Below are 23,921 nucleotides of genomic sequence, written 5' to 3'. Positions count from 1 at the left end.
CTCTCCCGGAGGGAGAGGGGGCGGTTAGACTCCGCAGCTCGTAGCGTGGAAAACCGCGCAGCGTTTTCCACTGACAGGCTCCGCTGCCAACGGTGGATAAGGCTCCGCCGTTATCCACCCTACCCGTAGGGTGGCGCTGAGCACAGCAACGCCCAACACCCCCTCACCCGATAAACAACCGATACGCCGGATTCTCCGTCTCGTCCCAATAGCGATAGCCGATGGCATCCAGGGTCGCCAGCAGCTCTTCCCGCTCGGCGTCACTGGCCTCCAGCGCCGCGAACACCCGCCCATCCGCCGCGCCGTGGTTGCGGTAGTGGAACATGCTGATGTTCCAGCGCCCGCCCAGGCGGTCGAGGAAATCGAACAGCGCTCGGGGCCGCTCGGGGAATTCAAAGCGGAACACCTGCTCCTGGCCGACCCGCGGCGCATGGCCGCCCACGGTGTGGCGGATATGCAGCTTGGCCAGCTCGTTGTCGGTCAGGTCCAGCACCGGGAAGCCCTGGTCGCGCAGGCCCTGGATCAGGGCGTCACGCGGATCGCGCTGGGGATGGGTCTGGACGCCGACGAAGATATGGGCCTCTTCGCCGGTGTGATAGCGGTAGTTGAATTCGGTGATCTGCCGCCGGCCCAGGGCCTCGCAGAAGGCGCGGAAGCTGCCCGGCCGCTCGGGGATGGTCACGGCGATGATGGCTTCGCGCTGCTCGCCCAGTTCCGCGCGCTCGGCTACGTGCCGCAGCCGGTCGAAGTTGATATTGGCACCCGAATCGATGGCCACCAGCACCTGGCCGCCGGAGCCTTCCCGCTCGGCGTATTTCTTGATCCCGGCCACGCCCAGGGCGCCGGCCGGTTCGGTGATGGAGCGGGTGTCGTCGTAGATGTCCTTGATCGCTGCGCAAATCTCGTCGGAGCTGACGGTGATCACCTCGTCGACATGGCGCCGGCAGATCTCGAAGGTGTGATGGCCGATCTGGGCCACGGCCACGCCGTCGGCGAACAGCCCGACTCGCGGCAGCACCACGCGCTCATCGGCGGCCATGGCCTGCTGCAGGCAGTTGGAATCGTCCGGCTCGACACCGATGACCTTGATCTCGGGCCGCAGGTATTTCACGTAGGCCGCGATGCCGGCGATCAGGCCGCCGCCGCCCACCGGGACGAAGATGGCGTCCAGGCGTCCCGGATGCTGGCGCAGGATCTCCATGGCCACGGTACCCTGGCCGGCGATGACGTCGGGATCGTCATAGGGCGGTACGAAGGTATAGCCCTGCTCCTCGACCAGGCGCAGAGCCTCGGCCAGGGCATCGGGAAAGGCGTCGCCATGCAGCACCACCTCGCCACCGCGGGATTGCACGCCGATGACCTTGAGCTCGGGGGTGGTCCGCGGCATCACGATGATCGCCCGCACGCCCAGCTCACGAGCCGCCAGGGCCAGGCCCTGGGCGTGGTTGCCGGCGCTGGCGGCGATGACGCCGCGGGCCTTTTCACTGGCCGAGAGGCTGGCCAGCTTGGTGTAGGCGCCGCGGATCTTGAAGGAGAACACCGGCTGCAGGTCTTCGCGCTTGAGCAGCACCTGGCAACCCAGCCGCTCGGACAGCGCCCGTGCCGGTTGCAGGGGCGTTTCGATCGCCACGTCGTAGACGGGGGCTTCGAGGATCTTGCGGGCATAGCGCTGCAAGAGATCGGTGGCGGGTTCCTGGGCGGTCATGGCGGGCTCCTGGGGTGTTTCATCGGGGCCCAGGAGTCAGAAAGTACAAACCCGCCTCTTGGGCGGGTCTGGTTGCGCAGCTAACGCTGTCCCGCCATCAGGTAATGGCGGTAATAATGTTGGGGCGTTGGTGGCTGCGCGTTTTCATGACCGCTACCCTAGGGCCTGGCCGGGCATGGCGTCAAGCGGCGCCGATGGCTGTGGCACAATGGCCGACCTGTAGCCCACTTCCCGCGACCCGATCGCCTCTGCCGAGAATCCCGATGGCCCGCAAGAAAGCTCCCGACTTCGAACAATCCCTGGCCGAATTGCAGACCCTGGTGGAACGCCTGGAAAGTGGCGAGCTGTCCCTGGAGGACTCCCTCGGCGCCTTCGAACAGGGCATCCGCCTGACCCGCGAATGCCAGGGCGCCCTGGCCCAGGCCGAGCAGAAGGTGCAGATCCTGCTGGAAAAGGACGGCGAACTCAGCGCCGCGCCCTTCGCCCCGGTCGGGGACGACGCATGATCGAGGCCTACCAGCAACGCTGCCAGACCCGCGTCGACACAGCCCTCGCCCCGCTCTTCACCGCCCCGCGCGCCGAACTCGCCCGGCTCTATGCGGCCATGGCCTACAGCGTCATGGGCGGCGGCAAGCGGGTGCGGCCGCTGCTGGTCTATGCCGCCTGCGAAGCCCTGGGCGGCGATCCGGCACGCGCTGACCAGGCCGCCTGCGCGGTGGAGCTGATCCACGCCTATTCCCTGGTCCACGACGACCTGCCGGCCATGGACGACGACGACCTGCGCCGCGGCCGGCCCACCACCCACAAGGCCTATGACGAGGCCTGCGCCATCCTTGCCGGCGACGGCCTGCAGACCCTGGCCTTCGAGACCCTGCTGGCGGCGCCCCAGGACGCCGCGGTGCGGCTGGAGATGGTCGCGGTGCTGGCGCGGGCCAGCGGCCCGGCGGGCATGGTCGGCGGCCAGGCCATCGACCTGGAATCGGTCGGCCGGCGCATCGACCAGCCGGCGCTGGAGACCATGCACCTGCACAAGACCGGCGCCCTGATCGCCGCCAGCGTGCAACTCGGCGCCCTGGCCAGCGAAGCCGCCGGTGCCGGCGAGCGTGAGGCCCTGGGACGCTATGCCGAGGCCATCGGCCTGGCCTTCCAGGTCTGGGACGACGTGCTCGACATCGAAAGCGATACCCAGACCCTGGGCAAACGCCAGGGAGCCGATCTCGCCCGCGACAAACCGACCTACCCGGCGCTGCTCGGCCTGGACGCGGCCAAGGCCTATGCCCTGGAGCTACGCGACACCGCCCTGGCCGCCCTCGAGCCGCTGGGCGAGCCCGCCGAACCCCTGCGCGCCCTGGCCCGCTACATCGTCGCCAGACGTAGCTAGCCGCATCCCGGCGGAAAAACTCGTGACCCGGGCCGCATTTGCCCCCGGGTCCGTTGTCACAGGGGCATAACAAGACGCCCTGTCCGCTGTTGGGATGCCACGCGGGCATCGGGTAAACTGCCTAATTCTCTGCGCAAAGTGATCAGCCAGATGCCCAAGACGTTTCACGAGATTCCCCGCCAGCGTCCCGCGACGCCCCTGCTCGACCGCATCGACTCGCCGGTCCAGCTGCGCCAGCTCGGTGACGCCGAGCTGGAAGCCGTCGCCGACGAACTGCGCGCCTTTCTCCTGTGGACCGTGGGCCAGACCGGCGGTCATTTCGGCGCCGGCCTCGGCGTCATCGAACTGACCGTGGCCCTGCACTACGTCTTCAACACCCCGGAAGACCGGCTGGTGTGGGACGTCGGTCACCAGGCCTATCCGCACAAGATCCTCACCGGTCGCCGCGAGGGCATGGCCAGCCTGCGCCAGAAGGACGGCCTGGCCGCCTTCCCCCGCCGCAGCGAGAGCGAGTACGACACCTTTGGCGTCGGCCACTCCAGCACCTCCATCGGCGCCGCCCTGGGCATGGCCATCGCCGCCCAGCTGCAAGGCATCGAGCGCAAGTCGGTGGCGGTGATCGGCGACGGCGCCCTGACCGCGGGCATGGCCTTCGAGGCCCTCAACCACGCCTCGGATACCGGCGCCAACATGCTGGTGGTGCTCAACGACAACGACATGTCCATCTCGCGCAACGTCGGTGGCCTGTCCAACTACCTGGCGCGACTGCTCTCCAGCCGCACCTACCAGCACCTGCGCGAGAACGGCAAGAAGGCCCTCTCCAAGCTGCCCGGTGCCTGGGAAATCGCCCGCCGCACCGAAGAGGCCGCCAAGGGCATGCTGGTACCCGGCACCCTGTTCGAGGAACTGGGCTGGAACTACATCGGCCCCATCGACGGTCATGACCTGCCGACCCTGGTCACCACCCTGCGCAACCTGCGCGACGCCAAGGGCCCGCAGTTCCTCCATGTCATCACCCGCAAGGGCAAGGGCCTGTCCATCGCCGAGGCAGACCCCATCGGCTACCACGCCATCACCAAGCTGGAGCCGCTGGACGCCAAGCCCAAGCGCCCGGGCGCGCCCAAGTACTCCAACATCTTTGGCGACTGGCTGTGCGACATGGCCGCCGCCGATGCCAAGCTGGTGGGCATCACCCCGGCGATGAAGGAAGGCTCCGACCTGATCCGCTTCGCCGAACGCTATCCCGAGCGCTACTTCGACGTGGCCATCGCCGAGCAGCACGCGGTGACCCTGGCCGCGGGCCTCGCCTGCGACGGCATGAAGCCGGTGGTGGCCATCTACTCCACCTTCCTGCAGCGTGGCTACGATCAGCTGATCCACGACGTGGCGGTGCAGCATCTGGACGTGCTCTTCGCCATCGACCGCGCCGGCCTGGTCGGCGAAGACGGCCCGACCCATGCCGGAAGCTTCGACCTGTCCTACCTGCGCTGCATCCCCGGCATGGTGATCATGGCGCCCAGCGACGAGAACGAGCTGCGCCGCCTGCTCACCACCGGCTATCGCCACCAAGGCCCCGCCGCGGTGCGCTACCCGCGTGGCAGCGGCCCCAACGCCGCCCTTGATCCGGGTCTGGAACCCCTGCCCATCGGCAAGGGCGTGGTGCGTCGCCAGAGCAGCCTGAAAAACGGCCCCACCGTCGGCTTCCTGGTGTTTGGCGTGCAACTGGCCGAGGCCCTGCAGGTCGCCGAGCGCCTGGACGCCAGCGTGGCCGACATGAGATTCGTCAAGCCGCTGGACGAAGCCCTGATCCGCCAGTTCGCCGCCGACCACGACCTGCTGGTCACCGTCGAGGAAAACAGCGTCATGGGCGGTGCCGGCAGTGCGGTCAACGAATTCCTGCAGGCCAATGCCCTGGTCCAGCCGGTGCTCAACCTGGGCCTGCCGGACAGCTACATCGAACACGCCAAGCCGGCCGACATGCTGGCCGAGTGCGGTCTGGACGTCGCCGGGATCGAGCGCGCGGTACGCGAGCGCCTGGCACTGGCGGACCTGTCGCCGGCCAGTTTGCGCAAGGAAGCCTGAGCGGCGGCCAAGTCGAGATAGAAAAAAGGCGCCCTAGGGCGCCTTTTCCACGTCTTCGTTCTGATGCAGATTGCCGAGCATATGGCCGAGCTTGCCGGCCTTGGTCAGCAGATAGCGGCGGTTGTGCGGATTGAGGCCTTCCTGCAGCGGCACCCGCTCGGCGACCGGGATGCCCAGGACCTCAAGCGCCTTCACCTTGCGCGGATTGTTGGTCATCAGCCGCAGCGAGGTGATGCCCAGGTGTTCGAGCATCGGCTTGCACAGCGCATAGGTGCGCTGGTCGGCGCCAAAGCCCAGGCGCTCGTTGGCTTCAACGGTATCGGCGCCGGCATCCTGCAACTCATAGGCACGGATCTTGTTGAGCAGGCCGATGCCGCGTCCTTCCTGGCGCAGATAGAGCAGCACGCCACGCCCGGCTTCGGCGATGGCGCGCAGCGCCGCTTCCAGCTGGAAGCCGCAATCGCATCTCAGGCTGAACAGCGCATCGCCGGTCAGGCACTCGGAATGCAGGCGGCCCAGCACCGGCTCGCCATCGGCCACGTCACCGAAGGTCAGGGCGACGTGCTCCTTGCCATCGGTCTCGTCGAGGAAACCGTGCATGGTGAACAGGCCGAAGGGGGTGGGCAGTTGGGAGGCGGCGACAAAGACGACGGACACCTGCGGGCTCCTGGCGGGGAAAGACGTACATTGTAACCTTTTCCCCGGCTCCGGCGTCATCGCCAGGGGTTATGACGTCGATACCCGATGATCTATCAGAGCCTATTCAAAATCTCGCGAGCTAGAGCCAAACAAGGCGAAAAGGGCTAAGGAAGCGGACCGGGCTCGCGAACGAGTTTACGAATGGTAAATGAGCATTCCGACGGGGCTGGCCTTCCAGGCCCTTTTCAACGCGGTTTGGCCGACGCGCAGCAGATTTTGAACAGGTTCTCAGCGCGCCTGGACGTAGAAGATACCCTGGGCCTCGCGCCAGCCCACGCGGTTGAGGAAACTCATGCCCAGCAGGCCCTGGCTGGGATAGTTGCCCTCCAGGACCATGGCGTCCACCCCGACCACCTCGACATCGCCCAGGCGCACCTGCTTGAGCGTGGTGCGCCAGGCGCGGGCATGACCGCTGGCGGTCTCCACCCAGCCCGGGGTGCCGTCGCGATAGCTGATGCCCAGCTGATCGGCCTGGGCGCCACTCAGGGCGACGCTGGTGGCGCCGGTGTCCACCAGCAGCGACACCGGACGGCCATTGACGTTGGCGGTGACCTGGTAATGCCCGTTGTTGCTGCGCGGCACGCTGAATTCGCGGCGCTGCGGGGCGCTGTAGCCATCGCTGTATTCGCGGTCGAGGGCAAAGGTCTGGGTCCGGCCGTCGATGCGCAGCACCGCCTGCTGGGGATCCGCGCTGACCACCTCGACGTCGTCCAGGCGCTGGCCGACCCGCAGCAACTTGCGCTGGCCATTGACGTTGACCACCGCGGCGCCATTGAACAACCCCACGACCCTGACCTGGGGTTGCGCCCAGGCGAGCGAACCGACGGCCAACAGCAGGCCGTACGCGCCCAGTCTTTTCACTGCCCTGCTCCTTGGGCCTGCGTCTCGTCAGCCGACGAGATGACCCCAACCGATGTGTAATCCCTGAACCACCAGCCAGGCGAGGATGCCGGCCAGTACATCGTCGACCATGATGCCGACGCCGCCGCGGACATTGACATCCAGCCAGCGGATTGGCCAGGGCTTGCAGATGTCCAGCACGCGGAAGGCGACGAAACCCACCAGCAGCCAGATCAACCCCGGGGGCGCCAGCCAGAAGGTGATCCAGATGCCGACCATCTCGTCCCAGACGATGCCCTCGTGATCGTGCACGCCCAGCTCGCGGGCGACCTTGCCGCACAACCAGCAACCGAAGACGGTCAGCAGCACCAGCAGCAGCGGATAGCTCCAGCCGCCGAGCAGCTGCCAGAGCGGCAAGAAGGGCAAGGCGATCAGTGAACCCCAGGTGCCGGGCGCCTTGGGCAGGGTGCCGGAACCCAGGCCGAAGGCCAGGAAGTGCCAGGGATCGCGCCAGACCGACAGAGGGACCGGCTGGGCGGGGGCTTGCTGTTCGCTCAAGGAGGGGCTCCGCTCGAAGGCGTTAGAAGTGTTGGAAACCGGTATGTATCGGGGTCAGCGGCTGACCGTCGGCAGCAAGCACCAGGACGCCACTGCCCGCCTCGACCCGCCCGATCACCTGCGCCTGGGGCCAGGCGGCCGCCAGGGCCGGCGCCTGGTCCGGCGGCAGGGTGAAGACCAGCAGGTAGTCGTCGCCTGCGCCGAGAGCCAGGCGCAGCACCTCGTCGGCGGGAAAGAGTTCGGCCAGCGCCGGACTCACCGGCAGCCGCGCCGTCTCCACGACCAGGCGGACGCCGGAGGCCGCGGCGATGTGGCCGCAATCGGCCACCAGGCCGTCGGAGACGTCCTGGGCCGCTGTCGCCCGCCCCCGCAGCCAGAGGCCGAGGTCGAATTGCGGCTGGGGTGCCCAGTAGCGTGCCAGCAGGTGCCGACTGGCGGCACCCTCCACGGCACGCTGACCGAGAACGAAGGGCAAGGCGCCGCCGGCCTCGCCCGGCGCACCGCCCAGGCAGAGCAGATCGCCCGGCCGGGCGTCGCTGCGCAAGAGCGCCTGACCGGCCGGCACCTGACCGAAGACCGTGAGGGTGAGGGACAGCGGACCGCGGGTGGTGTCGCCACCGACCAGGCGCAGCTCGCACTGCTCGGCCATCTGCGCGAGTCCCGCCGCCAGACCTTCCAGCCAGGCGGGTTCGACGCTCGGCAGGGTCAACGCCAGGGTGAAGCCCAAGGGCGCCGCGCCCATGGCCGCCAGGTCGCTGGCGCTCACCGCCAAGGCGCGCTGGCCGAGGCCATGGGCATCCGGGCAGGGATCGGGGAAATGCACCCCGGCGGTCAGGGTATCGGTGGAGACCGCCAGCTGTTCACCCGGGGCGGGTGCCAGCAGCGCGCAGTCGTCACCGATGCCCAGCGCCACGCCGGGTCCGCCACGGGCGCAGGGCGCCGCGGCGAAATAGCGACGGATGAGTTCGAATTCACCCATGCCGGCGCGGGCGATCAGCGCTTGCCGCGCAACTCGGCGCTGCGCAGCTTGGGCGCCAGCTTGTCCAGCACGCCGTTGACGAACTTGTGGCCGTCGGTGGCGCCGAAGATCTTGGCCAGCTCGATGCCCTCGTTGATCACCACGCGATAGGGCACGTCGATGCGCTTGAGCAGCTCGTAGCAGGATAGTCGCAGCACGGCCAGCTCGACCGGGTCGACCTCGTCCATGGCGCGGTCCAGGCAGGGCAGGATCAGACCGTCGATCTCGCCCTTGTTGGCCGGGACGCCGTGGAGGATTTCATGGAAATAGGCGCCATCGACCTTGGCGAAATCGTTGTCGACGCGAAACTGCGCCTCGATCTCGTTGATCGCCTGGCCCGCCATGTGCCACTGGTACAGGGCCTGGACCGACAGGCTGCGCGCTTCGCGGCGGGCAGCCAGTTTGCCGGTGGGGGCCTTCTTGCCCGCGGGCTTGCCGGCCGCGGGCGGAGTCAGATCGCCGCTCACTTGGCCTCCAGCTGCGCCAGCAGGCTGACCATTTCCAGGGCGGACAGGGCGGCTTCGGCGCCCTTGTTGCCGGCCTTGGTGCCGGAGCGCTCGATGGCCTGCTCGATGGAATCGACGGTCAGGACGCCAAAGGACACCGGCACGCCGAATTCCATGGAGACCTGGGCCAGACCCTTGGTGCACTCGCCGGCCACGTATTCGAAGTGGGGGGTGCCGCCACGGATCACCGCGCCGAGGGCGATGATGGCGTCGAATTCGTCGCGCTGGGCGATCTTCTGCACCGCCAACGGGATCTCGAAGGCGCCGGGGACGCGGATGATGGTCAGGTCGTCCGGCTTGATGCCGTGACGCACCAGGGCGTCGATGGCGCCCTGCAGCAGGCTTTCGACGACGAAGCTGTTGAAGCGACCGACCACCAGGGCGAAACGGCCCTGGGGAGCGATGAAGGTGCCTTCAAAGGTCTTGATGTTCATGTGCGGGTCCAGTTGTCAAAGAGCCGGACGGCCGGCAGTGCCAGGCCGTCCGTGGAAATCCAGGTGAAGCGCGCCATGCCACCCGGGCGGGGCGCGCCAGGCGGAAGGGTCATTCTTCAGGAGGCAGATAGTCTACTACTTCCAGGTCGAAGCCGGATATGGCATTGAACTTCATCGGCGAGCTGAGCAGGCGCATCTGACGAATGCCCAGGTCGCGGAGGATCTGCGAACCGGCCCCGACGGTGCTGTAGGTGGACAGCGCCTTGGGCACCGGCAGCGGCTCGCGCAGGTGCGCCAGCAGGTCGTCGCCCTCGATCGAGTGACCGAGCAGCAGCACCACGCCGGTGCCTTCGCGGGCCACGCGCTCCATGGCACTGCGCAGACTCCAGCGACCCGGCTGGTGCACCTGCAGGAGGTCACGCAGCGGATCCATGTTGTGCACCCGCACCAGCGGCAGCTCCTGGCCGGCCAGATCGCCACGGATCAGCGCCAGGTGGACGTCGCCCTCCACCTCGTCGCGGTAGGTCACCAGCTTGAACGGACCGAGTTCGGTCTCCAGCTGCTGCTCGTCGATGCGCTTGACGGTGTGCTCGTGGAGCAGGCGGTAGTGGATCAGATCGGCGATGGTGCCGACCTTGAGGCCGTGCTGCTCGGCGAAGGCTTCGAGTTCGTCGCGCCGGGCCATGGTGCCGTCGTCGTTCATCACCTCGCAGATCACTCCGCTCTCGGCGAAACCCGCCATGCGCGCCAGGTCGCAGGCGGCCTCGGTGTGGCCGGCACGCGCCAGCACACCGCCGGGCTGGGCCATCAGCGGGAACATGTGGCCGGGGCTGACCACGTCGCCGGCCTTGGCGTCCTTGGCGATGGCGGCCTGCACGGTGCGCGCGCGGTCGGCGGCGGAGATGCCGGTGCTGATGCCTTCGGCGGCCTCGATGGACACGGTGAACTTGGTGCCGAAGCCGGAGGCGTTGCGGCTGGCCATCATCGGCAGGTTGAGGCGCTCGCAGAGGCCCTTGCTCATGGGCATGCAGATCAGGCCGCGCGCGTGACGGGCCATGAAGTTGATGTGTTCGGCGGTGACGCATTCGGAGGCGATGATGATGTCGCCTTCGTTCTCGCGGTCCTCGTCGTCCATGAGGATGACCATCTTGCCCGCGCGGATGTCCTGGATGATGTCTTCGATGCTGGAAAGTGCCACGGTGTCGTCCTTAGCGCTGCAGATAGCCGTGTTCGGCGAGAAAGTGTTCGGTGACGCCGCCCTTGCTGGACTCGGCGGCCTTGTCGCCCAGCAGCAGGCGCTCCAGGTAGCGGGCCAGCAGGTCCACCTCCAGGTTCACCCGGCGCCCGGGCCGGTAGTCGGCCATGATGGTCTCGCCGAGGGTGTGGGGGACGATGGTCAGCTCGAATTCGGCGCCGTCCACGGCGTTCACCGTGAGGCTGACGCCGTCCACGGTGATCGAGCCCTTGAGCGCGATGTAGCGCGCCAGCTCGGCCGGGGCGCGCAGGCGGAATTGCACGGCGCGGGCGTTATCGGCGCGGGAGACCACTTCGCCGAGTCCGTCCACGTGGCCGCTGACCAGGTGGCCGCCGAGGCGACTGGTGGGCATCAGCGCCTTTTCCAGGTTGACCCGGCTGCCGGGCTTGAGACCGCCCAGGCTGGTGAGGCTCAGGGTCTCGCGACTGACGTCGGCCCAGAAGCCATCGCCGGGCAATTCCACGGCGGTGAGGCAGACCCCGTTGACGGCGATGCTGTCGCCGAGCTTGACGTCGGCAAGGTCGAGCTTGCCGGTGGCGACGTAGAGGCGCACGTCGCCACCCTTGGGCGTAAGGGCGCGAATCTCGCCGAGGGCTTCGATGATTCCGGTAAACATCAGCTCAGGCCTCCGCGAGGTAGAGCCAGAAAGGCGGTGCAGCTAGACATCGACGAACTCCTGTTTCGGTGAAAAAACAGGGCGCACGGACAGAAGGGAAATCAGACGGACGAGGGGCTCGCACCCCTGCCAGGCGAGGCTATCCCGTTCTCTCTCATCCGGACTATGACCGTCGGCCCCGGAATCCAACCGGGTCTGCTGACCTCCCCCGCCGCAGAGGACGAGAGAGCGCTCGCGGGCTCGTCCCGACTGATCGGGCATTACCGCCGGTGGGGAATTGCACCCCGCCCTGAGAACTCGCCGCCCGAGGGCAGCGCAGGTTTTGTAACACAGTTCGCCGCCGCGGGGCCAGGGGCGTCAGGTGTCCCTGGCCGGTCGGGCGATCAGGTGCAGGTCCGCGCCCACCGGCGTGGCACTGAGGATTTCCAGCTGCGGCGCCTGGGCCAGGCGCTCCAGCGGCCAGTCCAGCAGCGGCCGGGCGCTGGAACCGAGGAACTTGGGCGCCAGGAACAGGTGGTATTCATCGACCAGTCCGGCCTGGGCGAAGGCGCCGGCCAGACGCGGTCCGGCTTCCACCAGCACATCGTTGACCTGCTCGCTACCCAGGCGGGTCAGCAGCGCCGCCAGATCGACCTGGCCCTGGGCGCCGGGCAGCGCCAGGTAGTCGTGCCCGGCCGCCGCATAGGCCGGCGCCTCGCTGGCCATACCGGCGACCCGCGCCGCGCCGGCCTGGAAAAAGGGAGCGTCCAGCGGCACCCGGCCACGACCGTCCACCAGCAGCCGCTGCGGCGTGCGCAAGGTGGCCAGTTCCAGTTCTGCGCCACTCAGGCCCAGTTCGCTCGGGCGCACGGTCAGGCGCGCGCCATCGGCCAGCACGGTGTCGGCGCCGGTGATCACCACCCCCGCCTCGGCACGCAGTCGCTGCACGCTCTGGCGCGCCGCCGGCCCGGTGATCCACTGGCTTTCGCCGTTGGCCATGGCGGTGCGGCCATCCAGGCTCAGCGCCAGCTTGACCCGCACGAAGGGCCGCCCGGTCAGCATGCGTTGGATGAAGCCGGCATTGAGTGCCCGCGCCTCGGCTTCCAGCACCCCGGCGCGGGTGGCGATGCCGGCGGCGGCGAGGCGCGCCAGGCCGCGCCCGGCCACCAGCGGATTGGGATCGGTCATGGCCGCCACCACCTCGGCCACGCCAGCCGCCACCAGGGCATCGGCGCAAGGCGGGGTGCGGCCATGGTGGCTGCAGGGTTCCAGGGTCACATAGGCGGTGGCGCCACGCGCGGCCTCGCCTGCCTGGCGCAGCGCATGCACCTCGGCATGGGGACCGCCGGCCTGGCGATGCCAGCCTTCGCCCACCACCTGGCCGTCACGGACGATCACGCAGCCCACCCGCGGATTGGGCGCCGTGCTGTAACGGCCAAGCGCCGCCAGCGCCAGGGCACGGGTCATCCAGAAGGCATCGTTCACCAGGCCTGCCTCGCTCATACCGGTTGCTTGCCCGGGTCCTGGGCCAGCCGCTCGATTTCGTCGCGGAATTCGGCCAGGTCCTGGAATTGCCGATAGACCGAGGCGAAGCGGATATAGGCCACCTGGTCCAGCTTGCGCAGTTCGTCCATCACCAGTTCACCCACCACCCGCGAACGGATCTCGCGCTCGCCGGTGGCGCGCAGCCGGTGCTTGATCAGGGCAATGGCCTCTTCCAGGCGCTCGACGCTGACCGGGCGCTTCTCCAGGGCGCGCTGCATGCCGGCGCGCAACTTGTCCTCGTCGAAGGGTTGGCGGGTGCCGTCCTGCTTGATCAGCCGTGGCAGCACCAACTCGGCGGTCTCGAAGGTGGTGAAGCGTTCCTGGCAGGCCAGGCACTCACGCCGCCGGCGCACCTGCTCGCCGGCCGCAACCAGCCGGGAATCCGTGACCTTGGTGTCGTGGGCGCCGCAGAAGGGACAATGCATGGGGGAGTCGATCGCCGGAAGGGAAAGCCCTCATGGTACCCGATCACCCCCTGCCGGGGACCTCCGGGTACCGGACGAATCGACAGCCAGGAGTCGTCGGGCTATAAGAGCGCACTGTGTTCGACGACCCCTCTCCAGCCTCCCGTGCCGCCCTCGCCGGCGGCGACCTCCGGATCCTGCCATGACCCCACGCCGCCTCCTGCCCCTGCTGTTCACCGGCCTGCTCGCCGCCTGCTCCAGTCCGCCCGAAGCCACCCCGCCGCAGCCCACCACTCCGGCCGACGAACCGGTACCGGTAGCCGGTGCGCCGACCCCGGCCAATCTGCGCGAGATCTCCGGTGTGCTGCGCAATGCCCAGGGGCTGGTCCCGGCTGGCGCCCAGGTGGAGATCGCCCTGCTGGCGGTCAACGCCAAGGGGCTGCCCCAGCGCCTGCTGGCCAGTGAGACGGTGACCGGCAAGGGCGCGCCCCTGGCCTTCCGCCTGCCCTTCAATCCCGAGATCTTTCCCACCCGCCCGGATCTCAAGGTGGAATTCCACGCGCGCCTGATCCAGGCCGGTCAGCTTGCCAGCTATCTGCCGCCGGTGAATGTCGGCGGACCGACCACGCAGAATCTCGGCGAACTGGTGCTGAACCAGACCCCGTGACGCCCCCGGCCGACCTCGCCGCCGCCCTGACGGCCCTGCTCGGCGACGCCCGCCTTGGCCTGCAGGCGCTGCCCGACAGCGACCTGTCGCTGTGGCTGATCGATCCGGCCAACATGGCGCGGGCCTTTTCCCCTGCGGAGACCCAGCGTCTGCTGGAGGCACCGCCCTACTGGGCCTTCTGCTGGGCCAGCGGTCTGGCCCTGGCGCGCTGGATAGCGGCCCATCCCGAGCACGTCGCCGGGCGCCAGGTGCTGGATTTCGGCAGCGGCTCGGGCATCGCCGGACTCGCCGCCGCCCGGGCCGGCGCGGCGCGGGTGGTCTGCTGCGACCTCGACCCCCTGGCGCGGGCGGCCTGTCGTGCCAATGCCCAGGCCAACGCCGTGCAGATCGAGACGCTGGACGATTTCTCCGCCAGCACCGAGCGCTTCGATCTCATCCTGGCCGCCGACGTCCTCTACGATCGTGCCAACCTGCCCCTGCTGGACCTCCTGCAGGCGCGCGCCGAGCGGATCCTGCTGGCCGATTCGCGGGTACGCGACCTCGCCCACCCCGGCCTCACCCGCATCGCCATGCTCCAGGCCTGCACCCTGCCGGATCTGGCCGAGCCGGACGAATTCCGCTGCGTGGCGCTCTATCGGGGCTGAGCCGGCCCGCCTTGTTTCCAAGCCCGGCGCCCCCACCTATAGTGCAACTTTCGTCTGCCGAGTCCGCCATGAGCCAGGTCCCCTACATTTTCGACGCCACCCTCGACACCTTCCAGCAACAGGTCATCGATGCTTCCTTCAGCACCCCGGTGCTGGTGGACTTCTGGGCCGAGTGGTGCGCGCCCTGCAAGGTGCTGATGCCGCTGCTGGCCAAGATCACCGAGTCCTATGGCGGCGCCCTGCACCTGGCCAAGGTCAACTGCGACATCGAGCAGGAACTGGTGATGAGATTCGGCATCCGCAGCCTGCCCACCGTGGTGCTGTTCAAGGATGGCCAGCCGGTCGACGGCTTCGCCGGCGCCCAGCCGGAATCGGCCATCCGCGCCCTGCTCGAACCCCATGTCCAGGCCCTGCCGCCAGCCGAGGAAGATCCGCTGGACGCCGCCCAGGCCCTGTTCGCCGAGGGTCGTTTCGCCGAGGCCGAGGCGCTGCTCAAGGCCCTGCTGGAAGAAGACAACAGCGACGCCCTGGCGCTGATCCTCTATGCCCGCTGCCTGGCCGAGCGCAATGAACTGGACGATGCCCAGGCCGTGCTGGACGCGGTCAAGGGTGACGAACACAAGCAGGCCCTGGCCGGCGCCCGTGCCCAGCTGACCTTCCTGCGCCAGGCCGCCAGCCTGCCCGAGGTCGCCGAGCTGAAAAGCCGCCTGGCCCGCGATGCCGGCGACGACGAGGCCGCCTATCAACTGGCCGTGCAGCAACTGGCCCGCCAGCAATACGAGCCGGCACTGGATGGCCTGCTGGAGCTGTTCCGCCGCAATCGCGGCTACGGCGACGACCTGCCGCGCAAGACCCTGGTGCAGGTCTTCGATCTGCTGGGCAACGACCACCCGCTGGTGGCCACCTATCGCCGCCGCCTGTACCAGGCGCTGTACTAAGCGCCGGTCGACAATGGCTGCGTCACCCCGGACGCAGCCTTATCCATCGCGGGCGTCATCCCAGCGCGTTGGACATTCGGTAGCGTGGAAAACCGCGCGGCGTTTTCCACTACCCCCTCCAGCCTCACCCCTGCCAGATATAGAACTGCGCCTCCCCTACCCGCTCCATGCGCACCTGGGGACTGTGCCTCAGCCGCACCAGCAGTTGCTTGGCCACGCCCAGATTGCCGGTGAGCTTTTCCAGCGCCACGAGAATGTCCGGCCCGCTGAGCCGCCCGGCGGAGCTGAGCAGCTTCACCACCTGATCCCAGAGCATGTCGCCACCCGACTTGGGTCCGCTGGGTGCGGCGCTCGCGGCCGCGGCAGGCGGCGGTGCCTCGGTCGGCCGCAGGGCCGCGGCCAGGCGTTGCCAGTCGGCCTCCTCCAGCTCCACCGTGAGATCCACGGGCTGGCTGCCGATGGTTCCGCGAATGCGTACCATGGTGTTCTCCTCGTCGTGCAGAGGCCCATGCTCCCACAGCCATCGGCCCACGCCAAACCAAGGTTGCAGCACATAAATGCAACAACATAACATAGCACCCCTCCGCCCTTTGGAAGTCCACCATGCGCCTGCCCCTGCTGACCCTCTGTCTTGCCGCCGCGCTCGTCCAACCGGCCTTTGCCCATGGCCCCGATAGCGACCATGACGAACACGAGCACGGCGCCCTGGGCGCCCATGTGCACGGCGAATCCCACCTCGACCTGGCCCAGACCGACACGGGCCTGGAATTGCAGTGGCGCAGTCCGGCCGCCGATCTGCTGGGCTTCGAACATGCTCCGCGCAATAGCCAGGAAGAAGACGCCGTCGCCGCCCTGCGCCAGAGTCTGGAAAATCCCCAGGCCCTGGTGAAGCTGCCTGCCGCCGCCGATTGCCGCCTGACCGAAGCCAGCGCCATCAGTCCGCTGTTCGCCAAGGATTCCAGCGCCAGCGGCCATCTCGACGTGGAGGCCAGCATGAGCTTCAGCTGCAGCAAGCCGGGCGCGCTCGCCAGCCTGGATCTCTCCGGCTGGTTCGCCCGCTTCCCCAACAGTCACAGCGTCGAGGTCCAGGCCATCGTCGCCAGCGGCCAGCAGGGCGCCGAACTCACCGCCCGGCAACCGCAGCTGAAATGGTAGGACGGTGGTGACCTCCCCCCCCCTGGTCGAGATCCAGGACCTCGGCTTCGCCTGGCCCGGCCAGGCGGAATGCCTGGACATCCGGCACTTCCAGCTGGCGCCCGGCGAAGCGCTGTTTCTCGAAGGCCCTTCCGGCAGCGGCAAGACCACCCTGCTCGGCCTGCTCGGCGGCGTGCAGCGTCCCAGTCGCGGCCAGGTGCGCCTACTCGGTCAGGACCTGGGCGCCCTCGCCACCGCCCGGCGCGACCGTTTTCGCGTCGACCACACCGGCTTTCTCTTCCAGCAATTCAATCTGCTGCCCTTTCTCTCGGTGCTGGACAACGTCCTGCTGCCCTGCCAGTTCTCGGCGCTGCGCCGCGAGCGCGCCGCGGCGCGGCACGGCGATCCCAGGGGCGCGGCCCTGACCCTGCTCCGCGCCCTAGGGCTGAGCGATCCCGCGCTGCCCGGCCGTCCGGCCCGCGAACTCTCCATCGGCCAGCAGCAGCGCGTCGCCGCCGCCCGTGCCCTGATCGGCCAGCCGGAACTGGTGATCGCCGACGAACCCACCTCGGCGCTGGACAGCGACCACCGCGATGCCTTCCTGCAACTGCTGTTCGCCGAGTGCGCCGCCGCCGGCGCCGGCCTGCTGTTCGTCAGCCATGATCGCAGCCTGGCCAGTCGTTTCGACCGCCACCTGACCCTGGCCCAGCTCAACGCCGCCCGGCCGGAGACCTAGGATGCCGCTCCTGCAACTGGCCTGGGCCAGCCTGCGCAATCGCCGCGCCACCGCCTTGCTCACCGTCTTCACCATCGCCGTCTCGGTGGCCCTGCTGCTGGGCGTAGAGCGGTTGCGCACCGAGGCCAAGGCCAGCTTCGCCAGCACCATCGCCGGCACCGACCTGGTGGTGGGCGCCCGTTCCGGCGCGGTCAATCTGCTGCTCTACTCGGTGTTCCGCATCGGCAACGCCACCAACAACATCCGCTGGGAGAGCTACGAGAAACTCGCCGCCGATCCCCGCGTCGCCTGGACCATCCCGCTGTCCCTGGGTGATTCCCACCGCGGCTACCGGGTGCTGGGTACCGACGGCAACTACTTCACCCACTACCACTACGGGCGCAACCAACCGCTGCGGCTGGCTCAGGGCCGACCCTTCGCCGACGTCTTCGAAGTGGTGCTGGGCGCCGAGGTGGCCAAGGCGCTGCACTATCGGCTGGGCGACAAGGTCGTGCTGGCCCATGGCGTGGCCACCATCAGTCTGACCGAGCACAGCGACCACCCCTTCACCGTGGTCGGCATCCTCGCCCCCACCGGCACTCCGGTCGATCGCACCCTGCACATCCCGCTGAGTGGCATGACCGCCCTGCACCTGGACTGGCGCGGCGGTATGCCCGGGCCGTCGCTGAGCGACGCCGAGGTGCGCCGGCGCGATCTCACGCCCCAGGACCTCACCGCCGCCCTGGTCGGTCTCAAGAGTCGGGTGGCCACCTTTGCCGTGCAGCGCGCGGTCAACGAGTACCGTGGCGAGCCGCTGCTGGCCATCCTGCCCGGTGTGGCCCTGCAGGAGCTCTGGGGGCTGCTCGGCACGGCGGAACAGGCGCTGCTGGTGATGTCGCTGTGCGTGGTGCTCACCGGCCTGGTGGGCATGCTCACCGCCCTGCTCGCCAGCCTCAACGAAAGACGCCGGGAGATGGCCATCCTGCGCTCGGTGGGCGCCCAGCCGCGCCACCTGTTCGGCCTGCTGCTGGCCGAAGCCCTGACCCTCACCCTGGCCGGCTGTCTCGCCGGGCTGGCGCTGCTCTATGGCGCCATCGCCCTGGGCCGGCCCTGGCTGCTGGCGGAATACGGCCTGGCATTGCCGCTGGACTGGCCCTCGCTCTACGATGGGCAACTGCTCGGCGGCATCCTGCTCGCGGCGCTGGTGCTCGGCTGCATCCCGGCCTGGCGCGGCTGTCGCCAGGCCCTCACGGACGGGTTGTCCGTGCGACTCTAGACGAGGCCCCACCATGCGCCTGGCGCTCCTGCTGTTGCTCTGCTGGCTGCCCTGGGCCCAGGCCGAACCCCGCCAACTCGCCTGGCGCGAACTGGTGCCGGCCGATGCGCCGCGCTTCAATCCCGGCAGCGTCGACCACGGCCTCGGCGAAGACGGCCCGGCCGCCAGCCAGCCCTGGCCGGACGCCCCCACGGTGGCCGCCCTGGATGGCCAGGAGGTGCGCCTGCCCGGCTATGTGGTGCCGCTGATGGTCACCGACGAGGGCGAGGTCACCGAATTCCTGCTGGTCCCCTATTACGGCGCCTGCATCCATGTGCCGCCGCCGCCCGGCAACCAGATCGTCTACGTCAAGGGCAGCCACGACCTCTGGCTGTCCAAGCTGCATCTGCCCTATTGGGTGGAAGGCCGGCTGGGCGTAGGCAGCCAGCGCAGCGAGGTAGCCGTCGCCGGCTACTGGCTGCAGGCCCAGCGCATCCAGCCCTACATTCTCAAGGGCGACGGTTCCTGAGGCGATCCGCCCCACCCTTGAGCGAGATCAAGAGTCCGCCGTTTCAGCTTGGCTAGGCTGCTCCCAGCCCTTTTTCAATGCCTTCGGAGCCCTTGCCATGCGTCCCCTCTTCCGCCTCAGCCTGCTCGCCCTCGCCCTGGCCGCCCCCTTCGCCCAGGCCCACCAGGCCGGCGACATCATCCTGCGCGCCGGCGCCATCACCGTGGATCCCCACGAGCGCAGCTCCGATGTCAAGATCGACAGAGGCGCCCTGAGCGGCGCCAACCTGGGCGGCAAGGCGACCATGGACAGCGACACCCAGCTGGGGCTGAACATCGCCTACATGCTCACCGACCACCTGGGCCTCGAATTGCTGGCGGCCACGCCCTTCGAGCACCAGGTCAACATCAAGGGCACCGGGCTGGACGCCGCCAACGGCAAGCTCGGCAGCCTCAAGCACCTGCCGCCGACCCTGAGCCTGGTCTACTACCCGCTGGACGCCAAGGCGACGTTCCAGCCCTATGTCGGCGCCGGCCTCAACTACACCTGGATCTACGACGAACACGTCGGCAGCGGCGCCAGCGCGGCCGGCTTCGACAACTTCCGCGCCGACAACTCCTGGGGCTGGTCCGCCCAGGTCGGCGCCGATCTCATGCTCACCGACCGGGTGATGCTCAACGCCCAGATCCGCTACATCGACATCGCCACCACCGCCCATGTCGACAACACCGCCCTCGGCGCCCGCGCCAAGGTCGATCTGGATGTGGACCCCTGGGTCTACATGGTCGGCCTGGGCTATCGCTTCTAAGCCACCACAAGCCACTATCCCGTAGGTTGGCGCTGAGACAGTTCCATCGTCGAAGCCCAACAGGCCAGGGATTGCCCCTGGCCGCGTCCGCTAATCCCGCAGCAGCGCTGCCAACCCCGTGCCCATGGTCGTGGGCTGACTGAAGTCGAAGCGCTCGCGCAGGCGACTGTTGTCCGCCTTCGAATGACGGATGTCCCCAGCCCGCGCCGCACCATGAGTCACCTCCGGCAGACCACCCAGCACCTGGCCGATTTCCGCCAGCAGACCGTTCAGGCTGATGGTCTCGCCGCGCCCCACGTTCACCGCCCCGGCCGTCACTTCGGGGGCTTCCAGCGCCTGCACCAGGATGCCCACCAGATCGGCCACATAGACGAAATCGCGAGTCTGCTCGCCGTCACCGAACACCGTGATCGGCGTCTGGCGCCGGGCACGCTCGGTAAAGATGCTGATCACCCCGGAATAGGGCGAGGACGGGTCCTGACGCGGCCCATAAATGTTGAAGAAGCGGAAGATCGCCGGCTCCAGACCGTGTTCGCGACGATAGAAGTCGAAGTAGTATTCGCCCGCCAGCTTGTCCGCCGCATAGGGCGTCAGCGGCGCCTTGGGCAACTCCTCGTCGATGGCCTGCCCCTGGCCGTTGGCGCCATAAACCGCCGCGCTGGAGGCATAGACCACCCGCTTGATCCCGGCCTTGCGCATGGCCTCGCACAGATTCAGGGTGCCGATGAAGTTGGCCCTGTGGGTGCCCACCGGGTCCTCCACCGACGCCTGCACCGAGGCCACTGCGGCCAGGTGCACCACCGCTGCGCAGCCGGCCACCGCCGCTTCCAGGGTCGCGACATCGGCCACGTCCCCCACCCGCAATTCGATGCGGTCGTCGTCCAGCGGCAGATTCTCGCGCTTGCCGGTGCTCAGGTCGTCCAGCACCCGCACCCGCCTGCCCCGCGCCAGCAGCGCGTCGGCCAGATGGGAGCCGATGAAACCGGCACCGCCAGTGATCAGAATGGGCGCATCACTCATCGAAACCTACCTCGTCCTGCCGAAAGCCCTGCAACAGCGCCGGCAGCTCCTGCTGCCAGCGCCGCGCCTTGATGCCAAAGGTGTTGAGCAGCTTGCGACTGATCAACACCCCCTGTTGTGGCTCTTCCGCGACATCCGCACGCTCGAGGTGCGTCACCTCCTGCCACTCGCAGCGCACCGGCCGGTCGAATTCCTGCCAGAGCTGGGCGACGGTCTCGGCCAGGCCCAACTCCGACACCGCTTCCTGGGCGCCGTAGTGATAGGTCCCCCAGAGCGGCGCGCCGCAGTCGAGCTGCTTGACCACGGCCAGCAGCACCCGGGCGGCATCGCCCACGGTGGTCGGATTGCCGCGCCGGTCGCCCGCCATCGGCACCACCTGCTCGGTGCCCAGCTGCCGCAGCAACCGCCCCAGGCGACCGTCACGGGAGTCATCCAGCACCCAGCCCAGGCGCAGCAGGATGTGCATCGGGCACAGCGCCCGCACCAGCTGTTCGACCCGCCAGAGCGCCTCGCCACGCGGCCCCGGGGGCCGCGGAAGATCCTTTTCACTATAGCCGGCCACGCGCGAGCCATCGAACAGCTGATAACTGGACGGCTGGATCAGCGGAATCTGATAGTGCTGGCAAAGGCCGGCCAGGCGTTGCACGGCCAGTGCCTGGCGCTGCATCAGCGCCGGATCGAAGTCCGCGGCCTGCAGCCAGTCGTGGTAATAGGCGAGATTAATCACCGCCCCTGGTCGGACCCGGTCGAGGACCTCGGTCAGCCCCGCGGCGTACCAGCCCTCCGTGGGAGTCTCGGGGGCGACGAAGTCGATGCCCGCTTCGGCACCGGCGGCGAGTAGCGCCTTGCCCAGGGCGCTCTCCCCGCCCACTACTAGAAGACGCATACGCATGTGTTGGAACAGCCTTCAAACCAGCTTGAACAGGCGTCGAAGAATTCGACGGACATCGGTCAACATAGCGCGTCGCGCCAACCTTGCTCAAGCATCGGCGGTACCTGCGGCCGGTTGCTCGCGGGTTTGTTCGCGCAGGGTATGGTTGGCGGCGCTTTTGAGGTTGGGCAGCAGGCGGCAGATCAGCGCCAGCTGAGTGCACACCAGCCGATAGCCGTCGTCGTTGTCCTCGGCCGCGGCCTCCAGCTCATCGGCCAGACTGGTCTCCTCCTCGGCGGTCGGCGGCAGACTGCGGCGCTCCGCCACCGCCGCCGCGATGGATTCCATACCCTCGGCGATGCGGGTCACGGCGCGCTCCACTAGGGCATCGTGCTCCGCTGCCTCCAGCTGGCGGCGATGGGCGCCCAGGGCCGACAGGTAGCCCAGCAGGGTGTTGGACAGCGCCAGATAGCGAAAGCCCGCTTCCAGGTTACGGCGGAAGTGCCCGGGATCGCGCAGCATGTTGGCTAGCGCGGCCGACAGCGTCGCATCGGCGTTGTGGGCGTTGCGCCGCGCCACCCGGTAGTCGAGATCGTCGCGCTTGCCGGTGCGGTACTGCTCGTGCAGTCGGCGCAGATAGAGCGCATTGGTACGCAGGGTATTGGCCATCACCTGGTGCAGCCGCCGCCCCTGCCAGTCCGGCAGGACAAAGAACACCGCCAGTACCGCGATCAGGCAACCCAGCAGGGTATCCAGCAGCCGCGGCCAGATCAGCATGAAACCGTTGCCCACCTGGTTGAAGCAGAACAGCACCATGAGGGTGATGGCCGCGGTGGCGACGGTGTAGCGATCCGTCCGGGTGATGAAGAACACCAGGCCGCCCACCAGCGCCAGCAAGAGCTGGATCTCCGGTTGCCCGAACAACTCCAGCAGGGCGCTGCCCAGCAACAGCCCGATCACCGTACCCACGATCCGCTGCACCAGCCGCACCCGGGTCGCCCCGTACTGCGGCCGGCAGACGAACACCGTGGTCAGGAGGATCCAGTAGCCGTTCACCGGGTGGATCAGGTGCAGTACGCCGTAGCCGGCCATCAGCGCCAGCGCCATGCGCAGGCCATGGCGGAACAGCAGCGAGGTCGGGGTGAGCTGCAGGCGGATACGCTGGAACACCTCGCGCAGGGAGCGTGCCGCCGGATCCAGCAGGCTGGTATCCAGATCCGCCGCCCCCGAATCGCTGTTGCCCGCCTCGGAGAATTGCCGCTCCAGGGTCGAAAGATTGTGCCCGAGCAGGTCCAGGGAGCGCAGCAGGCCCCGCCAGCGCGGATTCTGCTGCTGCTTGAGATACTCCAGCGAGGCCTGCAGATCGGTCAGTCCCTGCTGACTCTGCTGGCCGTATTCGAAAGGCTGCCCGAGACGGATCGCCTCGCCCATGTTGAGGCAGGCCGTGGCCTGCAGCTTGAGCAGGCGCTGGCAGCGAAAGAGGATGTCGCTATGAAAGAAGGCCTCGGTCAGGGCACTGTAGGGATAGTGCGAGGAGCTGGCGCGCTCATGGATGTCCTGCGCCATGAAATACAGGCGGAAATAGCGCCCCGAGCGCGCCCCGGGCCGCCCCGAGCGGCCGAAGCGATTGAGGATGGTCGCCTTGGCCTGGTTCAGCGCCTGCACCACCTTGCCGTTCTGCTGGGCCAGCAGCACCCGCCGCCGGTGCAGGTCCACCCCGCGCACCGGCTCGAGCATCTCGGCCTTGAGCCTGAGCAGGGTCCCCAGTTCGCCATAGAGGGCGGACAGATTCTGGCGCACCGGCTGGTGGGCGAAGAGCGCGCACCAGAGCACCGAGAGCAGACCGTACCACAGCGCCCCGGCCAGCAGATGTGCCGGCTCGTACCACAGCGGCACCTGGGTGCCGAGGCGCTGATCCACCCCGATCATGGCGTAGATGGACAGGATCACCGTGGCCTGGGCCACCGAGGCGTAGCGTTCGCCGATGGCGCCCAGCATCGTTAGGCTGAAAGTGGCCAGGCCCAGGCCCATGACGAAGATCCAGGGATAGGGAAACAGCAGCTCGACCGCGAAGGCCGCCACGGTAAAGCACAGCAGCGTCACCGCCAGCGACTTGAGTCGCCCCAGCCAGCTGTCGTCGGTTTCCGCCAGGGCGCTGGCGATGATGCCGAGGAATACCGGCGACAGCGCGCGCAGATCGCCCAGCGACCAGCAGACCGCCATGGCGCCGCTCAGGGCGACAAAGACGCGAACGCCATAGCTGGCCTTTTCGTGCGCCCAGAGCTGGCGCAAAGACACTCCAAACACAGTCATGACGGGAGAGCGAGCCTCGTGATTTC

At 68.3% G+C, this 23,921-nt stretch carries 26 protein-coding genes and 1 riboswitch; of the genes, 11 read left to right on the top strand and 15 right to left on the bottom strand.

What is annotated here, in order from left to right; genetic code table 11:
* Window positions 1-163: 163 nt before the first annotated feature.
* Window positions 164-1,705: a threonine ammonia-lyase, biosynthetic gene (gene ilvA / locus CFE50_RS01755; RefSeq protein ID WP_286730536.1), complete on the bottom strand. Its 1,542-nt coding sequence runs from the start codon at window positions 1,703-1,705 to the stop codon at window positions 164-166.
* Between the two features lie 263 nt (window positions 1,706-1,968).
* Between ilvA and CFE50_RS01750 the strand changes: the two genes are divergently transcribed.
* From CFE50_RS01750 to dxs, 3 genes are all read left to right on the top strand, one after another.
* Window positions 1,969-2,211 (top strand): exodeoxyribonuclease VII small subunit, encoded by a 243-nt coding sequence (locus CFE50_RS01750; RefSeq protein WP_007161201.1) that lies wholly within the window; start codon window positions 1,969-1,971, stop codon window positions 2,209-2,211.
* A complete protein-coding gene (locus CFE50_RS01745) occupies window positions 2,208-3,086 on the top strand; it encodes a polyprenyl synthetase family protein (protein WP_286730533.1) in 879 nt (292 codons plus the stop codon). Before CFE50_RS01750 ends, CFE50_RS01745 begins: the two co-directional genes overlap by 4 nt.
* 150 nt (window positions 3,087-3,236) lie before the next feature.
* On the top strand, window positions 3,237-5,168 hold the full coding sequence (dxs, locus tag CFE50_RS01740) for a 1-deoxy-D-xylulose-5-phosphate synthase (protein WP_286730531.1): 1,932 nt from the start codon (window positions 3,237-3,239) through the stop codon (window positions 5,166-5,168).
* A 33-nt stretch (window positions 5,169-5,201) separates the two neighbouring features.
* Here dxs and ribA read toward each other — a convergent pair whose 3' ends face one another.
* The 10 genes from ribA to nrdR all read right to left on the bottom strand — a co-directional run bounded on the left by ribA (window position 5,202) and on the right by nrdR (window position 13,043).
* Complete coding sequence (gene ribA, locus CFE50_RS01735; protein ID WP_007161204.1) at window positions 5,202-5,825, bottom strand: GTP cyclohydrolase II; 624 nt, start codon at window positions 5,823-5,825, stop codon at window positions 5,202-5,204.
* A 270-nt stretch (window positions 5,826-6,095) separates the two neighbouring features.
* Window positions 6,096-6,728, bottom strand: coding sequence for a retropepsin-like aspartic protease family protein (locus CFE50_RS01730; RefSeq protein ID WP_241808480.1), 633 nt, complete (start codon window positions 6,726-6,728; stop codon window positions 6,096-6,098).
* Between the two features lie 27 nt (window positions 6,729-6,755).
* Window positions 6,756-7,265, bottom strand: coding sequence for a phosphatidylglycerophosphatase A family protein (locus tag CFE50_RS01725; protein WP_007161206.1), 510 nt, complete (start codon window positions 7,263-7,265; stop codon window positions 6,756-6,758).
* 22 nt (window positions 7,266-7,287) lie between these two features.
* Complete coding sequence (thiL, locus tag CFE50_RS01720; RefSeq protein WP_286730527.1) at window positions 7,288-8,244, bottom strand: thiamine-phosphate kinase; 957 nt, start codon at window positions 8,242-8,244, stop codon at window positions 7,288-7,290.
* Between the two features lie 14 nt (window positions 8,245-8,258).
* Entirely contained in the window at window positions 8,259-8,738 is a 480-nt protein-coding gene (gene nusB, locus CFE50_RS01715) for a transcription antitermination factor NusB (RefSeq protein ID WP_027599169.1), read from the bottom strand.
* An 8-nt stretch (window positions 8,739-8,746) separates the two neighbouring features.
* Window positions 8,747-9,223 carry a 6,7-dimethyl-8-ribityllumazine synthase gene (gene ribH / locus CFE50_RS01710; RefSeq protein WP_007161209.1) on the bottom strand — a complete coding sequence of 159 codons (477 nt, stop codon included), beginning with the start codon at window positions 9,221-9,223 and terminating at the stop codon, window positions 8,747-8,749.
* A 109-nt stretch (window positions 9,224-9,332) separates the two neighbouring features.
* Complete coding sequence (gene ribBA, locus CFE50_RS01705) at window positions 9,333-10,421, bottom strand: bifunctional 3,4-dihydroxy-2-butanone-4-phosphate synthase/GTP cyclohydrolase II (protein WP_007161210.1); 1,089 nt, start codon at window positions 10,419-10,421, stop codon at window positions 9,333-9,335.
* Between the two features lie 10 nt (window positions 10,422-10,431).
* A complete protein-coding gene (locus tag CFE50_RS01700; RefSeq protein WP_007161211.1) occupies window positions 10,432-11,094 on the bottom strand; it encodes a riboflavin synthase in 663 nt (220 codons plus the stop codon).
* Between the two features lie 142 nt (window positions 11,095-11,236).
* A riboswitch (FMN riboswitch) is annotated at window positions 11,237-11,395 on the bottom strand.
* Between the two features lie 56 nt (window positions 11,396-11,451).
* Window positions 11,452-12,576, bottom strand: a complete 1,125-nt coding sequence (ribD, locus tag CFE50_RS01695) for a bifunctional diaminohydroxyphosphoribosylaminopyrimidine deaminase/5-amino-6-(5-phosphoribosylamino)uracil reductase RibD (protein ID WP_286730522.1) — start codon at window positions 12,574-12,576, stop codon at window positions 11,452-11,454.
* On the bottom strand, window positions 12,573-13,043 hold the full coding sequence (gene nrdR / locus CFE50_RS01690; protein ID WP_007161213.1) for a transcriptional regulator NrdR: 471 nt from the start codon (window positions 13,041-13,043) through the stop codon (window positions 12,573-12,575). The genes ribD and nrdR overlap by 4 nt, the downstream gene beginning before the upstream one ends.
* A 181-nt stretch (window positions 13,044-13,224) precedes the next feature.
* Between nrdR and CFE50_RS01685 the strand changes: the two genes are divergently transcribed.
* The 3 genes from CFE50_RS01685 (at window position 13,225) to trxA (ending at window position 15,271) form a co-directional block, all read left to right on the top strand.
* Window positions 13,225-13,689 carry a YbaY family lipoprotein gene (locus CFE50_RS01685; protein ID WP_286730519.1) on the top strand — a complete coding sequence of 155 codons (465 nt, stop codon included), beginning with the start codon at window positions 13,225-13,227 and terminating at the stop codon, window positions 13,687-13,689.
* Complete coding sequence (locus CFE50_RS01680; RefSeq protein WP_278438457.1) at window positions 13,686-14,333, top strand: class I SAM-dependent methyltransferase; 648 nt, start codon at window positions 13,686-13,688, stop codon at window positions 14,331-14,333. Before CFE50_RS01685 ends, CFE50_RS01680 begins: the two co-directional genes overlap by 4 nt.
* A gap of 68 nt (window positions 14,334-14,401) precedes the next feature.
* The gene (gene trxA, locus CFE50_RS01675) at window positions 14,402-15,271 is read left to right on the top strand and encodes a thioredoxin (RefSeq protein ID WP_183634067.1); all 870 of its coding nucleotides are present in this window, start codon (window positions 14,402-14,404) and stop codon (window positions 15,269-15,271) included.
* A 124-nt stretch (window positions 15,272-15,395) separates the two neighbouring features.
* Here trxA and CFE50_RS01670 read toward each other — a convergent pair whose 3' ends face one another.
* On the bottom strand, window positions 15,396-15,752 hold the full coding sequence (locus tag CFE50_RS01670; protein WP_278438452.1) for a hypothetical protein: 357 nt from the start codon (window positions 15,750-15,752) through the stop codon (window positions 15,396-15,398).
* Between the two features lie 122 nt (window positions 15,753-15,874).
* Here CFE50_RS01670 and CFE50_RS01665 point away from each other — a divergent pair, with 122 nt between their 5' ends.
* The 5 genes from CFE50_RS01665 to CFE50_RS01645 all read left to right on the top strand — a co-directional run bounded on the left by CFE50_RS01665 (window position 15,875) and on the right by CFE50_RS01645 (window position 19,691).
* Window positions 15,875-16,426 (top strand): ZrgA family zinc uptake protein, encoded by a 552-nt coding sequence (locus CFE50_RS01665; protein ID WP_286730514.1) that lies wholly within the window; start codon window positions 15,875-15,877, stop codon window positions 16,424-16,426.
* A gap of 7 nt (window positions 16,427-16,433) precedes the next feature.
* The gene (locus tag CFE50_RS01660; RefSeq protein WP_286730513.1) at window positions 16,434-17,141 is read left to right on the top strand and encodes an ABC transporter ATP-binding protein; all 708 of its coding nucleotides are present in this window, start codon (window positions 16,434-16,436) and stop codon (window positions 17,139-17,141) included.
* Between the two features lies 1 nt (window position 17,142).
* Window positions 17,143-18,396, top strand: coding sequence for an ABC transporter permease (locus tag CFE50_RS01655; RefSeq protein ID WP_241808473.1), 1,254 nt, complete (start codon window positions 17,143-17,145; stop codon window positions 18,394-18,396).
* A gap of 13 nt (window positions 18,397-18,409) precedes the next feature.
* On the top strand, window positions 18,410-18,904 hold the full coding sequence (locus tag CFE50_RS01650; protein ID WP_007161221.1) for a DUF3299 domain-containing protein: 495 nt from the start codon (window positions 18,410-18,412) through the stop codon (window positions 18,902-18,904).
* 97 nt (window positions 18,905-19,001) lie between these two features.
* Window positions 19,002-19,691: an OmpW/AlkL family protein gene (locus CFE50_RS01645; RefSeq protein ID WP_286730510.1), complete on the top strand. Its 690-nt coding sequence runs from the start codon at window positions 19,002-19,004 to the stop codon at window positions 19,689-19,691.
* A 90-nt stretch (window positions 19,692-19,781) separates the two neighbouring features.
* Here the strand turns inward: CFE50_RS01645 and CFE50_RS01640 are convergent, their stop codons facing one another.
* From CFE50_RS01640 to yccS, 3 genes are all read right to left on the bottom strand, one after another.
* Window positions 19,782-20,711 carry an NAD-dependent epimerase/dehydratase family protein gene (locus tag CFE50_RS01640; RefSeq protein ID WP_286730508.1) on the bottom strand — a complete coding sequence of 310 codons (930 nt, stop codon included), beginning with the start codon at window positions 20,709-20,711 and terminating at the stop codon, window positions 19,782-19,784.
* Window positions 20,704-21,603, bottom strand: a complete 900-nt coding sequence (locus CFE50_RS01635; protein ID WP_286730506.1) for a sugar nucleotide-binding protein — start codon at window positions 21,601-21,603, stop codon at window positions 20,704-20,706. Before CFE50_RS01635 ends, CFE50_RS01640 begins: the two co-directional genes overlap by 8 nt.
* A gap of 87 nt (window positions 21,604-21,690) precedes the next feature.
* The gene (gene yccS / locus CFE50_RS01630; RefSeq protein WP_241808469.1) at window positions 21,691-23,895 is read right to left on the bottom strand and encodes a YccS family putative transporter; all 2,205 of its coding nucleotides are present in this window, start codon (window positions 23,893-23,895) and stop codon (window positions 21,691-21,693) included.
* Window positions 23,896-23,921 lie beyond the last annotated feature (26 nt).

The organism is Pseudomonas sp. PGPPP4 (assembly GCF_002256045.1).
Lineage (GTDB): Bacteria > Pseudomonadota > Gammaproteobacteria > Pseudomonadales > Pseudomonadaceae > Chryseomonas > Chryseomonas oryzihabitans.
The sequence above is the reverse complement of the archived record's forward strand: the minus strand, read 5'-3'. Positions and strand labels throughout refer to the sequence as shown.

What these genes read in the sequence shown, in the direction of transcription:
- ilvA (WP_286730536.1), bottom strand. Translation starts at nt 1,705, where the DNA reads ATGACCGCCCAGGAACCCGCCACCGATCTCTTGCAGCGCTATGCCCGC.
- CFE50_RS01750 (WP_007161201.1), top strand. Translation starts at nt 1,969, where the DNA reads ATGGCCCGCAAGAAAGCTCCCGACTTCGAACAATCCCTGGCCGAATTG.
- CFE50_RS01745 (WP_286730533.1), top strand. Translation starts at nt 2,208, where the DNA reads ATGATCGAGGCCTACCAGCAACGCTGCCAGACCCGCGTCGACACAGCC.
- dxs (WP_286730531.1), top strand. Translation starts at nt 3,237, where the DNA reads ATGCCCAAGACGTTTCACGAGATTCCCCGCCAGCGTCCCGCGACGCCC.
- thiL (WP_286730527.1), bottom strand. Translation starts at nt 8,244, where the DNA reads ATGGGTGAATTCGAACTCATCCGTCGCTATTTCGCCGCGGCGCCCTGC.
- ribH (WP_007161209.1), bottom strand. Translation starts at nt 9,223, where the DNA reads ATGAACATCAAGACCTTTGAAGGCACCTTCATCGCTCCCCAGGGCCGT.
- CFE50_RS01700 (WP_007161211.1), bottom strand. Translation starts at nt 11,094, where the DNA reads ATGTTTACCGGAATCATCGAAGCCCTCGGCGAGATTCGCGCCCTTACG.
- ribD (WP_286730522.1), bottom strand. Translation starts at nt 12,576, where the DNA reads ATGAGCGAGGCAGGCCTGGTGAACGATGCCTTCTGGATGACCCGTGCC.
- nrdR (WP_007161213.1), bottom strand. Translation starts at nt 13,043, where the DNA reads ATGCATTGTCCCTTCTGCGGCGCCCACGACACCAAGGTCACGGATTCC.
- CFE50_RS01685 (WP_286730519.1), top strand. Translation starts at nt 13,225, where the DNA reads ATGACCCCACGCCGCCTCCTGCCCCTGCTGTTCACCGGCCTGCTCGCC.
- trxA (WP_183634067.1), top strand. Translation starts at nt 14,402, where the DNA reads ATGAGCCAGGTCCCCTACATTTTCGACGCCACCCTCGACACCTTCCAG.
- CFE50_RS01670 (WP_278438452.1), bottom strand. Translation starts at nt 15,752, where the DNA reads ATGGTACGCATTCGCGGAACCATCGGCAGCCAGCCCGTGGATCTCACG.
- CFE50_RS01665 (WP_286730514.1), top strand. Translation starts at nt 15,875, where the DNA reads ATGCGCCTGCCCCTGCTGACCCTCTGTCTTGCCGCCGCGCTCGTCCAA.
- CFE50_RS01655 (WP_241808473.1), top strand. Translation starts at nt 17,143, where the DNA reads ATGCCGCTCCTGCAACTGGCCTGGGCCAGCCTGCGCAATCGCCGCGCC.
- CFE50_RS01650 (WP_007161221.1), top strand. Translation starts at nt 18,410, where the DNA reads ATGCGCCTGGCGCTCCTGCTGTTGCTCTGCTGGCTGCCCTGGGCCCAG.
- CFE50_RS01645 (WP_286730510.1), top strand. Translation starts at nt 19,002, where the DNA reads ATGCGTCCCCTCTTCCGCCTCAGCCTGCTCGCCCTCGCCCTGGCCGCC.
- CFE50_RS01640 (WP_286730508.1), bottom strand. Translation starts at nt 20,711, where the DNA reads ATGAGTGATGCGCCCATTCTGATCACTGGCGGTGCCGGTTTCATCGGC.
- CFE50_RS01635 (WP_286730506.1), bottom strand. Translation starts at nt 21,603, where the DNA reads ATGCGTATGCGTCTTCTAGTAGTGGGCGGGGAGAGCGCCCTGGGCAAG.
- yccS (WP_241808469.1), bottom strand. Translation starts at nt 23,895, where the DNA reads ATGACTGTGTTTGGAGTGTCTTTGCGCCAGCTCTGGGCGCACGAAAAG.